Source organism: Methylomonas sp. EFPC1, assembly GCF_016925515.1.
Classification (GTDB): Bacteria; Pseudomonadota; Gammaproteobacteria; order Methylococcales; family Methylomonadaceae; genus Methylomonas; species Methylomonas defluvii.
The window spans coordinates 2574708-2590998 of record NZ_CP070494.1; the positions used below are offsets into that span (position 1 = coordinate 2574708).

Annotated in this window: 5 protein-coding genes; 2 read left to right on the plus strand and 3 right to left on the minus strand. The window is 57.3% G+C overall.

The annotated features are described in order from the left end of the window. Positions 1-59: 59 nt before the first annotated feature. Positions 60-1868: a methanol/ethanol family PQQ-dependent dehydrogenase gene (locus tag JWZ98_RS12100; protein ID WP_033156197.1), complete on the minus strand. Its 1809-nt coding sequence runs from the start codon at positions 1866-1868 to the stop codon at positions 60-62. Positions 1869-2374: 506 nt separating this feature from the next. On the opposite strand from JWZ98_RS12100, the gene JWZ98_RS12105 reads away from it, so the two are divergent. Together JWZ98_RS12105 and JWZ98_RS12110 are read left to right on the plus strand one after the other, a co-directional pair. Beyond that, on the plus strand, positions 2375-3046 hold the full coding sequence (locus tag JWZ98_RS12105; RefSeq protein WP_205450247.1) for a response regulator transcription factor: 672 nt from the start codon (positions 2375-2377) through the stop codon (positions 3044-3046). 439 nt (positions 3047-3485) lie between these two features. After that, positions 3486-5687 (plus strand): hypothetical protein, encoded by a 2202-nt coding sequence (locus tag JWZ98_RS12110; RefSeq protein WP_205450248.1) that lies wholly within the window; start codon positions 3486-3488, stop codon positions 5685-5687. A gap of 220 nt (positions 5688-5907) precedes the next feature. Here JWZ98_RS12110 and JWZ98_RS12115 read toward each other — a convergent pair whose 3' ends face one another. Further along, positions 5908-6435: an SRPBCC family protein gene (locus tag JWZ98_RS12115; RefSeq protein ID WP_205450249.1), complete on the minus strand. Its 528-nt coding sequence runs from the start codon at positions 6433-6435 to the stop codon at positions 5908-5910. A 200-nt stretch (positions 6436-6635) separates the two neighbouring features. After that, a complete protein-coding gene (locus JWZ98_RS12120) occupies positions 6636-16280 on the minus strand; it encodes a YDG domain-containing protein (protein WP_205450250.1) in 9645 nt (3214 codons plus the stop codon). Positions 16281-16291: the final 11 nt, after the last annotated feature.

Genomic DNA, 16291 nt, shown 5'->3' on the forward strand with positions numbered 1-16291 from the left:
GCCACCGCAGCGCGGTTAACCTGAATTCCCACGCAGCGCGTGGGAACCAGGAAAGCTTTCTACAACGCGAACACCATCACGCCGCCACCCATTTGGGTGTAGTGCGCCAACTCTTTAAACGCACCCACTGCACCCAGACCGGCAGTCGGATCGGCCAAGTCAAATACCAGACCTACGCCAGGCCAGCCGCCGACACCGTAATAAATCGCCACATACTGCTTGTTGTTGTGTTTATAGGTAATCGGATGGCCGATGACGCCGGAAGGCAATTTAAACTTCCACAGCTCTTCGCCGGTTTTGGAATGACGGGCTTTGATATAGCCGTCCAAAGTGCCGTAGAACACCAAGTCGCCGGCTGTGGCTGTGGTACCGCCCCAGACCGCGAATTTCTCCTGAACTTCCCATTCCATTTTGCCGGTGACGGCATTCATGGCTTTGACTTGACCCAAAGTGCCTTTGGGACCCGGATACATGTTCAAGGTCGCGCCGACGAAGAACTGGCCGGCCCGGTAAGGCAGCATGAACGGTTCCCAGTCCATGCAGATATGGTTGGTGCCCATGAAGAACAGTTTTTTGTTCGGATCGTAAGACTCGATACCCTGGTTGTGGTAACCCATCGCCGACGGGCAGATACCGGTGGCTTGGTGGTCCATGTGTGTCGAATATTCCGGATCGCGGATCGGCAGACCGGTTTTCAGATCGACTTTTTTCACCCAGTTGACGGTGTCGTCGATTTTGAAGGCATTGACCAAGCTGCCGTTTTCGCGGTTCAAGGTATACACCAAGCCGTTACGGTCCGGGTGCGTCAGCAGTTTGGTCATTTTGCCGTCGACCATTTGCTCGGACAGACCCATGTAGTTGACGCCGGCGTAGTCCCATTCGTCATGCGGGGTTTTTTGGTAACCGAACTTGGCTTCGCCGGTGTTTACATCGCGGCCCCAGATGGTCATGGTCCATTTGTTGTCGCCGGGACGCATGGTTTCGTTCCACGGCGCCGGGTTACCGGAGCCGTAATACAACATTTCTAAGTCGCTGTCGTAAGCGTACCAGCCCCAGTTGGTGCCACCGCCGATTTTCCAGGCGTCTCCTTCCCAGGTTTTCAGACCCAAACCGAATTGGCCGTAATGTGGGTTAGCGCTGTTGAAGTCTTTGGATAATTTGATGTCTTCATCCGGACCGGTGGCGTAAACGCGCCAGGCTTGCTTACCATCTTTGATGTTGTAAGCGGTGGCGTAACCGCGCACCCCCAACTCGGCACCGGAAGTACCGACGATGACCTTGTCTTTCACCACGAACGGTGCGACGGTCAACGTCGAACCCATGGCGATGTCGGAGTTTTCCATTTTCCACAGTACTTCGCCGGTCTTGGCGTTAATCGCCACCACATGACCATCCAGCTGGTTTAAGAAAATGGTAGCCGGATAATCTTTGCCGGCCGGCGCATAGGCCAAGCCCCGGTTGACCACGTCGCAACAAGCGACGGCGCGCGCCGCTGGATTTTGCTTGGGTTTGAACTGCCAAAGGATTTTATCGGGCTCATCCAGGCTGATGGCGAAGACGTTGTTAGGGTAAGGGGTGTGCACGTACATGATGCCATCAACAACCAGAGGTCCACCTTCATGACCGTTGAGCACGCCCGTGGAAAACGACCACGCCACTTTCAGATTTTTGACGTTGTTGGCGTTGATGTCGATCATTTCGCTGAAATGCGTCGAACCGTAATCCTTGGTCTGCATCACCCAGTTGGTGTTTTGCTTGGCTAGTTGTTCCAGTTCTTTATTCGCTTGCGCCGATGACGACACGGCCAAGGCCGCAGCCGTGACTAAGGCCGTGGTCGATACCTGCTTGGCAAACCGTGAAATTTGCATGAATCCTCCTATGTTGTTTATTAGGTTGCATGGCCCGGCAAATCGGTTGGTTAGGGGAGCCTTCCGTTAAAAGCGGATAACGCCATCGGCATTTCCGGGCAAAATCAATCACACGCTGCGCTTAATTTTGGCGTCCATCCGTGACGCGAGATTTTGCTTTGCGGCAGAAATCTCCTTCACTTTTCACATCAGCAATCTCAATCAAGTCGCACACAATATTGACTTAGACCTACCGGGCCATGCTGGCGCAAATGGTAAAGAAGGCGGCCTATCGGGCGTTACGGAATAATCCATAAATAGCCTGGGAATTCCGCGAAAAAAGTCCTGGAAGTTTTCCCGGTCGCACGCAGCCGCACGCCGTGGCAAAACGGGAAAAGCTCCCATGGTTTCCCGGCATAAAAATCGGCATCATGGCGGGGCAAGAAGCGCCAGCTAGGGATAGCACCGGTTCTGCCGGGGGCGTTTCTTGCTCATCCACACCAAAAACCAATCAGGACACGTAGTTAGTGGCGAATAAAATCAGCGTTTTATTAGTAGACGACCATGCGGTGGTCAGAGCCGGTTACAAGACTTATTTATCCTTGTCGGAACGAATAGGCGCCGTCTATGAAGCCGATAGGGGCGAGACCGCTTGCCAGGTATATGACAAGCAGACGCCGGATGTGGTGGTGATGGATTTATCCATGCCCGGTCTGGGCGGTTTGGAATCGGTGCGGCGCTTATTGGTTCGCTATCCCCATTGCAAGATATTGGTATTTTCGATTCATAACGAACTGGTCTATGTCACCCGCGCGATCAAGGCCGGCGCCAAAGGTTACATCACCAAAAATAATGAGCCGGACACGCTGGTGACCGCAGTCTGCACGCTGGCGGAAGGCGGCACGTATATCGAACCGGCTTTGGCGCAGCAATTGGCGGTGAATATGGCTATCGGCCAGGATGAGGCATATAAGGTTAAATCGCTGTCGCCGCGCGAATTCGACATTTTTTGCCTGCTGGCCAATGGTTTGAGTACCCGTCAAGCGGCGGAAAAATTATGTTTGAGCTACAAAACCGTCTGCAACCACAGTACGGCGATCAAAGAAAAATTAAACGTCAAAACCATGTCGGAATTGACACTGCTGGCTGGTCGCCAAGGTATTATCAATACCGGCAGCGAACTGTATGAGCACAGCTAGCGCGGAACAGACCCTTCCCTATTAACCCGGCCCTATTTATCCCTGGCATGCCGTTCGGGCTGAGCGAGTCGAAGCCTAGGCCGGTGTGCGCTTCGATAGACTCAGAGCTAACCGGTTTAACAACGCTGTGAATGGGCGCTTGCGACCGGAACTCCCGGTTGTAAGCCTGCAAATCCCTTTCCCAAGCAACTGGCTCAAGACCCCCGATTCAAGCCTTCCGGGTCTAAAAGCTGCGCCAGTCTTAATCATTACTTCATTATATTTTCATCTTCAATTCATGTTGAATGGTTATTGTGCCGACTGAATAACCTTATTAAAAAAAGTAATTAAGCATCATCGAGAAGCGACGCGGTATCGGATGTTGGCCGTTTGCTTCCATTCATATGGGCAATTCATTAACGATTACCCATCCGATCAAAACGTATTCATGGGAGATATTATGAATGCACGTCTATTTATATTTCAGCTTTTGCTGATTTTTCTGGGTGTATGCGAATTTGGTAGCGTCCAGGCGCTTGAACTCAAACCCAATTCCGTCGAAATCTTCGTGGGTGAACTAGCCAAGATTGCGGTCACAAAATCATCCGGAAGCATCAGTGTAAAATCCAGTAATACCAGTGTGGCGACAGTCACTTACGCCAGCGGTATCGGTAGCATCAAGGGTGTAAAAGCTGGTTCTACGACGGTCACGGTGAGAGATCGTAAGAGCTCGAAGCGCGTGGAAGTCAAAGTCATCAGCGCCCCTTCTCCCGTCTTGACGATTTCGCCGGCCGTATTGGCGGTCAATGTGGGCGGCACTGCCACCGTCACGGTCACCAACGCCTCCGGCACAGTAAACGTTCAATCGTCGGACAACTCAATTGCCAGCGTCGGCTATGCCAATAATCTCGCTACCATAAAAGGTCTTAAAGCCGGCTCGGCCACGGTGACCATCCGCGACAGCAAGACCTCCAAAACGGTCGCAGTGACGGTATTAAATACCACGGCTGTCGGCGAATACACCCTGCTGGCCTGGAATGACTTAGGTATGCATTGCATGGACGGCCTGGATTTTTCCGTGTTCGCAATCTTGCCGCCCTACAACACTTTGCATGCGCAATTGAAAGACAAAAACGGCAAGTTAGTCAGTAGCAACGTGTTGCTGACTTATGAAGCAGTCGCCGACAGTAGCGGCTCTATCAATACCAGCAGCGCCAACAAAACCAATTTCTGGTCTTGGGTCGGCGAGTTGGTAGGCTTGAATCCGGCACCGGATGTCGGGGTTAACCTGGACGGACTCGCCAGCGGAAACCCCATGCCCGGCAACAAAACGCCATCCCTAACACCCGCGCCGATGACCTACAACACAGCGTTCGGCTGGTTCGAGGCCGAGGGTATTCCGGTGACGCCCTTCGACGACAAAGGTAACAAGAACTTCTATCCCACCGTTAAGGTCGTCGCCAAGGATGCGCTGAGCGGTAAAGTACTGGCTAGCGCCACCACCGTATTGCCGGTCAGCGACGAGATGACTTGCAAAGGCTGCCACGCATCCACTGACACCAATAACAATGCCGCACAAACGGCTGCCAAACCGGTGGCGGGCTGGGTGTTCGATGCCGATCCCGACAAAGATTGGAAGCGTAACATTCTGCGTCTGCATGATGAAAAACAGGCGGGGAGTAAATTATTCAACGATGCACTGACCACATTGAATAGCAAAGGCTACAAATCAGCAGGCTTACTGGCGACGGCCGATGCTGGGCAACCGGTTCTTTGCGTGGCGTGCCATGCCAGCAATGCCTATTTCGATAAGGAAAACAAGACCACGGTGATGGGCGGCATGACCGGCATTGCGCCATTCACCCAGTCCTTGCATTTAAAACATGCCGATGTAAAAGACCCTGCCACCCAGTTAACCCTGGATAGCCTGGACAACCGCAGCGCTTGTTACCAATGTCATCCGGGATCGGTAACGCAGTGTCTGCGTGGCGCGATGTCCACCGCCACGGACGCCAGCGGCGATCCGTCTATTAGTTGCCAAAGCTGTCACGGCAATATGAAAGCGGTCGGTAGTGCCACTCGGCAAGGCTGGTTCAACGAGCCGACCTGCGAGTCTTGCCACAATAGCGCCGCGCCCGGCAAACGCGCGATTTCAGGCATCGACGCCACCGGCAAAGCGATTGTGCCAACAGATCATACCTTTGCCACCAATGCCAATACGCCGGTTCCCGGATTGAACTTGTACCGCTTCAGTAAAGGCCACGGCGGCTTGCAATGCGAGGCTTGTCACGGTGCGACACACGCGGAGTATCCCTCCACACATGCCGACGAAAACCTGCAAAGCATCGCCGTGCAAGGACACGCCGGCACGGTAGCCGAATGTAAGGCTTGCCATGCCACGGTACCGAATACGGTAAACGGCGGCCCGCACGGCATGCATACCACCGGCGATGCCTGGGTTAAGCAACACGAAGACGCCAATAAAAACGGCACAGCCACTACGCCAAGCTGTAGCTATTGCCACGGTACGACCAGCGCCGGCACTCCCTTGAGTGCGGTAAAGGTTGCGAAAACCATTGATGCCGACGAGTTTGGTATTAAGAATTGGCCGGCGGGTTATCAAGTGAGTTGTTTTAGCTGCCACAACGGACCCAATCCGTAAAACCTCAGACAACAGATCGCCCCGCAAGGGGCGATTTTTTTGCGGGTTTACATGCTAACAACAGCAACATAGCCTTGAGGCTAATGTTATGTTGATTCCGACCATACATAAATTTGGCGCCCGCAAATACGCGAGGTTATTGAAATCAACACACAACACTCGCTGGCGCCATCATTTCTAAGTCAGCAGGACTGACGAATTGCCGAGACTGCCTTTAGATTTATTTCTCCAGCTTCGCTTTCAAGCCGCTCAAGCCGTTCTTGAAAAACTGCGTCATTGCTTTAACCGCCGCTTCGTCACTTAAATTGTCCGGCGGGGTATTGCCGGTATCGCCGCGGTAGAATCGGCTTTTGATGGTTACCACGCTGCTGTCGGCGGTCTCCCCTGCCGTGACTTTCACATCGACCGTATGCGAACTGGTCGGAATCGCTTTGGTATTTTCGGTTTTCAACCGGTAGCTGTATTCGTGTTCGGCTTCGTTGTAATAATCCAGTTCTTCAGTGATGGTTTCATCGTTTTGAAACGTCAACGTACGCAGACCGCCGGACTGATTCTTGCCGTCACCCGTGCTCTTTTTTAAGTCGCTATGCCAATTGGCAATGTCGTCGAAGTTTTTTAATTCGCTCCAAACCTTGGCGAGCGGTGCTTGAATCGTCACCGATTCCTTGGCTTTTTGCGGCGTCGGGCCGTGAGCGTGAACTTGCCAGGAAAGTAGCAAAAAGCTGAATGAAAGCATGATGTGTCGCATGGGCAATCCCGAAGGGTGGTGAAAACCGGGTATTATCCAGGCGCACCGCCAGCGTTCATCGGGAATAAACCCCGAATAGATCCGGGGAAACTTCATTTAGCCTACTGCCATCAGCTGCCGAAAGGCACGCGCATAGCCAAGCCTATTCGGTAAAACCGATCAACAGCTCCCAGGTTCGATCAGCATTTATTGCTGTAGATTTAGATCGCTTGGTCTTGTTTTTCGATAGTCAACATAATCGATTTTTGTTGGCCGCTCGCACTGGTCTGAGTGATCACGACTTGTAGCGGCAACTGCGCGGCGCTAACGCTGTCAGTACTGAAGCTTAACGATTGGCTATTAAAACTCAGCCAAGCGGGTAACGGCTCGCCGTTACCCATTTTTGCCGAAACCGTGCTGTCTCCCGCCGTTGTAGGCAGTACTCCGGCTGGTAGCGCAAAACTAAATCCACTTGAATAGTTATTAACCTCAACGTTGGCGACGATCTGCACCTGACCTCCCGCTACCAAGGTTTGGGACGCCAATAAATGCACGGTATTGCCTAATTGCGTAGGCGCCGTATCACCCGTCGTCAAACCGGTGGTGGTACTTCCACCGCCATTGATCCCCGAGTCCGCAATATTGAATTGCACGGTCCGGTTGCTGTCGGTACCGCGTAGCGCCGAAAGCGCCAAGCCGCCGGCTTTACCGCCACCGTTGGAGCCGTCAGCCGCACTGCCATTTCCGCCACTGTTCGGTACAGCGGTACCGGCGTCGACGATATCAGTTGGCGTATCGACGGCAGGGCTTTGTAGGATGGTGACAACTGGATTGCCGCCGGCTAGCGTGTAATTGCTGGCCAAGCCGCCATTACCGCCGTCTCTCAAGGCCAAGGTTCCAAGATCGACCGGTTTATCGATACCGGCGCTGCTATCCGACATTTGACCAGCCCCGCTTAGCGACAGAGTTTCATTGCCGACCAAGGTGCCTAAATTGAAAACATCGGCATTTACAAGGTTACTGCCGTCGAACACCCTCGAACCGGTTAAATGGATGACGTAAGGCAAAATTATGCTGGTAGTGTTATCACTGTAACTGATTGCGTAGTTGTTGCCACCGTTGCCGTCGGAAACGCTAATACCGCTAACCGTCACGATGCCGCCACCGCTGGCGTTCTTATCGATAAATGTGTACACACCGCCGGATAAGCTGTCCGCGCCGAAGAGTTGGCTACCGCTGCCGGCTTTGATGATTGGGGTGCCCGAGGCGGACGTGGTGCCGTCGTAAGTTTTGATAATGTCGCCGGTGGTCAAAACCAGGTTGGCTGGGCTGATGTCGGCTCTAAAGTCACCGCCAATCAAGGTATAGTTGCTGGCCAGACCGCCGTTACTGCCATCGCTGAGAGCCAACGAGCCTAGTGCAACCGTTTTACCGGTGCCGACGTTTTTATCCGCGACCGCTCCGACTCCGGTCAGGGTCAGTGTTTCACCGCCGACCAGAGTAGAGGTCGTCAAACTGGCGGCATTGATGGCGGTGGTGCCGTCGTAACTACGACTGCCGGTGAGGTTGACCTGGTAAGCCGTAATATCCGCGGTATGCGTGCCGCCGCTCAGCGTATAGTTGCTGGCCAAGCCGCCGTTGCTGCCGTCGGCCAACGCCAAAGTCCCCAGCGTCACCGCTTTGCCGGTGCCGACGTTTTTATCGGCGACCGTGCCGGAGCCACTCAGGTTCAGGGTTTCGCTACCGAACAAGCTGCCGGTCGAGAAGATGCCGGCCGCCACGTTGGTACTGCCGTTATAGGCGCGATTGCCGGTCAGACTGACCACGAACGGCGTGATGGTACTGCTGGTGTTATTGACGTAACTGATCGAATAGTTGGCGCCGCTGTTGCCGTCGCTCACCGTCACGCCGCTGACGCTCACCGTTTTATTACCGCTGCCGGCGTTTTTGTCGGTGAAAGCGAATGTCCCGCCGCTCAGACTATCGCTGCCGTACAGCGTACCGCCGGTCAGCGTGGCGGTGCCGGCTGCACTGGTGCCGCCGTCATAAACCTTGCTGACGTCGCTGGTGCTGACGGTCACGCTGGCGGCTGAAATATCGGCGGTATGCGTGCCGCCGCTCAGCGTATAGTTGCTGGCCAAGCCGCCGTTGCTGCCGTCGGCCAGCGCCAAAGTCCCCAGCGTCACCGCTTTGCCGGTGCCGACGTTTTTATCGGCTACCGTGCCGGTGCCGCTCAGGCTCAGGGTTTCGCCGCCGACCAAGCTGCCGGTCGAGAAAATGCCCGCCGCCACGTTGGTACTGCCGTTAAAGGCCCGATTGCCGATCAGACTGACCACGAACGGCGTGATGGTACTGCTGGTGTTATTGGCATAGCTCACCGAATAGTTGGCGCCGCTGTTGCCGTCGCTGACGGTCACGCCGCTAACAGTCACCGTCTTGTTGCCGCTACCGACGTTTTTGTCGGTGAAGGCAAAGGTGCCGCCGCTGAGGCTGTCGCTGCCGTACAGCGAGCCGCTCGTGATGGTTGCGGTGCCGGCCGCCGTGGTGCCGCCGTCGTAGGCCTTGCTGACGTCGCTGGTGCTGACGGTCACGCTGGCGGCTGAAATATCCGCGGTATGCGTGCCGCCGCTCAGCGTATAGTTGCTGGCCAAGCCGCCGTTGCTGCCGTCGGCCAGCGCCAAAGTCCCCAGCGTCACCGCTTTGCCGGTGCCGACGTTCTTGCTGGCGACGGTGCCGGTGCCGCTCAGACTTAGGGTTTCGCCGCCGACCAAACTGCCGGTCGAGAAGATACCGGCCGCCACGTTGGTACTGCCGTTAAAGGCCCGATTGCCGATCAGACTGACCACGAACGGCGTGATGGTACTGCTGGTGTTATTGGCATAGCTCACCGAATAGTTGGCGCCGCTGTTGCCGTCGCTGACGGTCACGCCGCTGACGCTCACCGTTTTATTACCGCTGCCGACGTTTTTGTCGGTGAAAGCGAATGTCCCTCCGCTCAGACTATCGCTGCCGTACAGCGTACCGCCGGTCAGCGTGGCGGTGCCGGCTGCGCTGGTGCCGCCGTCATAAACCTTGCTGACGTCGCTGGTGCTGACGGTCACGCTGGCTGCTGAAATATCCGCGGTATGCGTGCCGCCGCTCAGCGTATAGTTGCTGGCCAAGCCGCCGTTGCTGCCGTCGGCCAGCGCCAAAGTCCCCAGCGTCACCGCTTTGCCGGTGCCGACGTTCTTGCTGGCGACGGTGCCGGTGCCGCTCAGACTTAGGGTTTCGCCGCCGACCAAACTGCCGGTCGAGAAGATACCGGCCGCCACGTTGGTACTGCCGTTAAAGGCCCGATTGCCGGTCAGACTAACCACGAACGGCGTGATGGTTAAGGTGCCGTTGACATAACTGAAATCATAGTTGCTGGCAGTGTATCCGCTCCCGGTAATGGTGTAGCTACCCGCGTTGGTCGCGCCTTGCGAGGTGCCGCCGTAGCTAACGCTGCCGCCCAATACGCTTGAGGTTTCGCTGTTGACGAAGCCGGTGATATTGACACCGTGACCGCCACTGTAGCCCAAGCCGTTGTAAGCGCGGCTGTCGTCACTGGCGGTCACGGTCAGCGTTTTTTTGTTGACCGTTAAGGTTCCGCTGGCGCCTCCGGTGCCTATTGTCGTCGAATAACCGGCCCCGCCACTGATCGCGGCCGAACCGACCGCGCCGTTGACGGTATAGCTGCCGACCGCGCGGGCAGTGCCGGCCGTTCCGCCGACGATGCTAAAACTGGGCGTGCCACTTAAACCCGCAACGGTGGCGGAGTCCGTCACGCCGTCGTCGTTGACGTAACCCGAAAACGCGCTGCTCGCGCTCGGATCGGCGTCGCCGTAGGTTTTGCTGATGTTGCCGACGTCGACTCTCAGGCTAGGCTGGTAGTCATAGATCAGGTGATTGCCCGCGACGATTGTTGCCGGCGCGTTGCCATCGTAAGTTTTGTTGTATAGCCTGGGGAGAGCCGAACCCGCCGCCCCAGTCAGGCCTCCCTCGGTCGAGCCGGATGGACTGTGCATATACACCAGCCAACGACCGTTGGCGGCGGACAGTACGCCGTTGCCGACATTGTTGATCAACTCGCCGCCGCTGGCGGCCGCCAAAACCAGCGCATCCCCGCTGCCGCTGGCGGTCAAGCTCGCGCCGCTGTTTAAAACGATATTCTTGCTGCCGCTCGCGCCGCCGGTGCCGCGATGGATAATGCTGATGGTATCGGCCAGGATTTGTCCCGCCAGGGTGATGTTGCCGCTGTCGTCCTCGGTGTTGCCGGTGCCGTCGCGCAACTCCATGGTGACCGAACCGGCGCCGGCATCTATCGTGACACCGTTGGCAACTTCGATAACGGCATTGCCGGCCGCGCGATCAGCGTCGACAACGCCGTTGGCGGCCAAATCGTTGGCGTGCAGCACTAAGTTGCCGCCGTCGGTGGTGATGTCGGCATTGACGTAAATGCTGCGTCCCGCCTCCAATTTCAGGGTCGCTGACGAACTGAAAAGCCCGGCGACATTGAGCGCGCTGTTAACAGTGATGTCGTTGCTGGCTTGTAGCGTGACGTTGGTACCCCAGCCGAGTAGATTGGTCAAAACGTCCGGGGCTATGGTCATGTCCTTGCCGACCGCCATACCATAAGTAATGCGACTCGGATCGGTAGCACCCGAGGTTACCCGGCCGCTATTTTCGTTGGCGAAGCTGACCACGAAGGTATCGCCGTGGTCGTAGGCAAAGCCGGGCAGCAGGCTGAAATAGTTGGTACCGGCATATTGATAGTAATCCACCCAAGGGCCGCCGGTATCGAAGCTGATGCCGCTGTTCGCCGTGGTGCCGACAACGCTGTTCGCGTCCGAAACCTCGCCGAAAATACCGTAGAAGGCATCGCCGTAGGTCACGGCGCCGGCGTTCGCCAATCCGCCGTTGCGCCAATCGGTATCGATGACCAGATAGTCGTAATAGTAGGTATTGTAGTTAACGGTTAATCTAACTTGGTTCAGGCCGACGTCCTGATTGCTGTAACTACCGATCATGCTATTGCTGGCCGACACCGCGCCAGCTCCGCCGATACTGGCGCGCGCCCAGGATAGCGCGCCGGCATCCGCCGCGGAACCGTTATGCCAGTGCCGGCTACCGACTAAATAAGATACGCCCAAGTCTATGACCCCGTCGCTGCCGACCTGATCGCCGGCCTGGCTGCCGACAAAGCTATTACCGATCCCAACCACCGCGCCTTGGCTGCTCTCGCCATAGGCGAAGCCGGTTTTTTCGGCGACCCAGGTCACCGCGCCGGCATCGGCGTTGGCGCCACTATGCCAGTGCGGGCTTAGCACCAAGTAGTTATAACTCGAGACGCCGTTGATAGGATCGTAACCGTTCGTCAAAACCGTGACGCCGCCGCTGCCGACCTGATCGCCGGAGGTGCCGCCTATCAGGCTGTTGCTGCTGCTCACCGCCCCTAAAGCGCCGGTCAGGCGGCTGCCCCATGTCACCGCACCCAACTGCGTGTCGGTGCCGTTACCCCAGTTCGGGCTGATCACAACATAGCCCACCCGCGTCGCGTTGTTATATTCCGCCGGCAGTGCGACCACGCCGCCACTGCCGACGCGGTCGTTGGCGTGAGTACCGACCAAACTGTTGGCCGCGCTGGCATTGCCGGTCAACGGCGACGCCGCGCCGGCCGTCGTGGTGACGCTGCCCCAGGTCACCGCGCCGGCATCGGCCGTCGCGCCGTTGTCCCAATAAGGACTCGCAATCGAGTAATAATCCAGATGGTACTGTTTCTGACCTACTCCGCTACCCGTGGTCCAGTCGTACGGCAACAGCGTGACGCCGCCGCTGCCGATTTGATCGCCTGCGGTACCGCCGATCAAGCTGTTTGCCGAGCTAATACTTCCGGTTATGCCTGTGGCCGCCGCGGTTTTGGTAACGGCCCCAACGTTCGCGTTGCCGCCGTCGCTCCAATTGGGGCTGATAACCAAATAATACGCAGTGCGGGTGCCTGACCAAGTGCTTCCGTTGTAAGTCAATTCGGTATATTGCCCGGCTTTGACACCGCCGCTGCCAACCTGATCAGCTGCGGTGTCGCCGACGAGGCTGTTACCAGAGCCAACGGTTCCTTGGATACCGCTGGCTTCGGCGCCGAATGTGACAGCTCCGCGATCACTGTCCCAATGCGGGCTGATCACGCCGTAAAAATAGGTGTAAGCCCAGTTGTTTGCGGTATCTACACCATTAAAGGCTGTTACTACGCCGCCGCTACCCACTCGGTCGTTGGTATGACTTCCAATTAAGCTGTTGCTGCTACTGATAGCGCCACTGACACCGCTGCCGAAACTACCCCAACTGGCGGCGCCGGCATCGGCATTACCGCCGTTATCCCAGGTGGGGGTTAGGACCACGTAATCGGCCACGCCCACGTCGATAATATTATTCGCATCGCTGCCGACACCGTCGTTGGCGGTACTGCCGACCAGGCTGTTTCCCGCGCCGACCGCGCCGCTGACGCCGCTCGTTTTGCTGCCCCAGGTGACCGCCCCGGCATCGGTGGCTCCGCCGTTGTCCCAATCAGGGCTCAACACCAGATAATAACCGTCTTTCAACAAGATTCCTCCCCCTCCGACATGATCGTTGGCGGTCGTACCGACCAGACTGTTGGCCGAGCCCAAGGTGCCGGTCTTCGTGGCAGTGGCGTTCCAAAAGGTCACCGCACCGGCGCTGCCATTCCATAGCGGACTAAGTACCATGTAACCCGGATCTTGCCCTAGGTAACTGGCGCCGCCGCTACCAACCTGGTCTCCGGCATGGCTGCCGACCAAGCTGTTGCCGCTGCCGATGACACCGGATACGCCGCCGTTGTTGGTGCTGGTTTCGGTCGGGATATTCGTTAGCGTGTTTCCGAATAAGTCCGTCGTCGTGACGGTGCCGTAGGTGATGGTGCGGCCGTCGCCCCAGGTGATCGCGCCGGCGTCGGCGGTTGAGCCGCCATTGTTGAAATGGGGACTGAGTATCAAGTAATACGGATGAGTTGAAGTATAGCCGGTATCGGGGCTGCGGCTGGTGTAGTGGCTGAGTAACTGGATGCCGCCGCTGCCGACCAGATCGCCGGCGGTCGCGCCGACCAGACTGTTGGCGGACGATACCGCGAAACCGGCAGTCGCGCCGCCGGACGCGTAACCGGTGGCGGCATTGAGCCAGGTGACTGAACCTTTGTCGCCGTCCCAATGCGGGCTGGCGACCACATACGCCGCGTCGGTACGGTAAGTGTTAACGTGGCCGTGCGGCGGGGTGTCGCTGGGTTGACTGGTATAGTTGGTACTGCTGGAGTAATAAAGCGCTTTGATGTCGCCGCTACCGATCTGGTCGTTGGCATTGCCACCGACCAGGCTGTTCGACGAAGAAACGGTGCCGGTCAATGCGGCCAAGCCGCTGGCCCAAGTGACCGCACCGGCGTCGGCGCTGGCACCGTTCTGCCAATGCGGACTGGCGATCACGAAAAAATTTCGGTAATACTCGGTGCCGGTAATCAACGCGCCGCTACTGTTGTAATCGTGAAACTCGGTGACAAATTGCGTGATCCCACTACTGCCGACTTGGTCTCCAGCGGCACCACCTACCAAGCTGTTGGAAGATGAAATGACACCGGATATTCCGCTCAAAGCACTGCCCATCGTGACCGCACCGGTGCTGGCATTCCATTGCGGGTTCAGGACCAGATATTTCAAATAGCCGTTGTCGTTGCTCCAAGTGTGACCAGTCGCGCCGTAATAATTATCGACCAACACGATACTGCCGCTACCCACGGCATCGCTTGCCGAGCTGCCGACCAAACTGTTGGCTGACGATACGGTGCCGCTCAAGCCGGTGGTACCGCTGGACCAGGTCACCGCCCCCTTGCCACCATCCCAATGCGGACTGGAAATCAAAAAGTTGCCCAGCGAATTGAACGAGACGTTGACGTTGGTATTGGTATTTTGGCTAACCAGCTGGGTGATCCCTCCACTGCCGAGGCGATCATCGGCGTGGCTACCGGTGACCGTCGCGATCAGCGCCCCGGACCAGCCGTTGTATAAATAAACCGCGCCGGCATCCTGGCCGCCGAAGTCGTCATAGGGATTCGTGACGGCCACGTTGGTGCTCCACAGTACCGAAGTGCCGGCGCCGAAGCCGGATGTGACGCCCAGTGTGTTGGTCGGATTGGGGTCTTCGAAATCGAATTGCGGGTACTGGCCGCTGCTGTCGATGGTGATGTTGCGCGGATCGAGTAATAGACTGCCGTTGCGGCCCTGACTGGCCAAGGTGGTAACGGTTCCGCCAAACAGCAGGGCATCGTGAGACGAGACTTCAACGGTGCCGCCGTCGCCGCCCGCCGAACCGCCTTTGGCGGAGATCGTGCCATAAAAATCGGTTTTCTGATCCGACCAAACCACGACGTCACCGCCATCGCCCTTTTCAGTTGCGTCGGCTTGCAGTTGGGTGAAGGGATTGATTCGCGTTATCGTGGCATTGCGAACTGCCGCGTCCTTGCCATGAAAGCCGCCGCCAATGCTGATCTTGCCGCCGCCTTTGGCACCGTTGGCGGTGATCGTCGCAGCGGCCAACGTAACGTCTTTGCCGCCGGTGACGGTGATCTTGCCACCGCGTCCAGAAACGCCGCTAGCATCGATGGTGGCGGAACTGAACACGCCACCTTGGCCACCAGCGGTCACGGCGATGTCGCCGCCGTTTTGGCTTCCCTTTGTGGACAGCTTGGCGGATGCGGTCTGGATGACTCGACTGTCGGCGGCAATCGTAATTCGGCCGCCTTCGGAGACGGTACCTTCGGCGCTGAGCGTTCCTGTTTGCAGCACGCGGTCGCCGGTCAGGCGAATATCACCGCCGCTATCACCGTCGGCGCGGATGGTGCCGGTATCGACGACCAACCGGCCGCGCTCGACGACATTGCCGCCTTGGGTATTCTCGGCGGCGGACACGTCCAGTGTGCCGCTGTTGCTGACCTCGTCGCCGATCAGTTCTATCGAACCGCCGCGATTGACCAGGGATTTGGCCTCAACCACACCGCTGTTGTTAATCGCGGCGCCGCGCAATTGGTCGGCGGCGCTGGCCGTCATGATCACCCGGCCGCCATCGGCGCGGATCAGCTGTTTGTTCTCGATCAGCGTATTGACGGTGGCTGGATCAACCTGAACATTGACCAGTTTACCTTCGTCCAATTCCAGTTTTACGCCATCGCCGCCGGCTAGCGCCACCGTGCCCAAACGGGCCTGGACCAGACCTTCGTTGCTGACGCTGGGGGCCAGCAACGCCACGTATCCGCCGTCCTTGGCACGGATGTCGCCCTGATTGACGACGCCGGCGTCGCTGCCCTCGCGCTTGAAATGGTAGTTGCCGGCATGGAAATCGGCATCGCTGATGTTCATCGTCGACGCCGCCATCGCGCCGACATCGACTTGGGCGCCCTTGGCAAACAGCACGCCGTTGGGGTTCACCAGAAACACTTGACCGTTAGCGGTCAATCGGCCGGCAATGACCGATGCTTCGCCGGATGTCACGCGGTTCAACGCGATCGCGCTGGCGTTAGGCTGTTGATAATCCACATGGGCACTGGCGCCGATGTTGTAGCTCTGCCAGTTGATGATAGCTTTATCACTGCCTTGTACGACATCCATCCGTGCGCCATCTTGGTGGATTTGTGCCTGTCCTGACGTCACCTGGCCGCCATTCGGCAGCGCATTGCCGGCCAATTCGGCCAAGGCCGGCTGCCAAGCACCGGCCAAGGCGATTTGTATCGCCAGCACCAGCGGACGACGGTTGAAGTGCGGCGTGCGACTTTGGTAGGCATATCTGTTCATAAGACTGTCCT

Coding starts and splice junctions, on each gene's coding strand:
- JWZ98_RS12115 (WP_205450249.1), bottom strand. CDS start 6,435: ATGCGACACATCATGCTTTCATTCAGCTTTTTGCTACTTTCCTGGCAA.
- JWZ98_RS12120 (WP_205450250.1), bottom strand. CDS start 16,280: ATGAACAGATATGCCTACCAAAGTCGCACGCCGCACTTCAACCGTCGT.
- JWZ98_RS12100 (WP_033156197.1), bottom strand. CDS start 1,868: ATGCAAATTTCACGGTTTGCCAAGCAGGTATCGACCACGGCCTTAGTC.
- JWZ98_RS12110 (WP_205450248.1), top strand. CDS start 3,486: ATGAATGCACGTCTATTTATATTTCAGCTTTTGCTGATTTTTCTGGGT.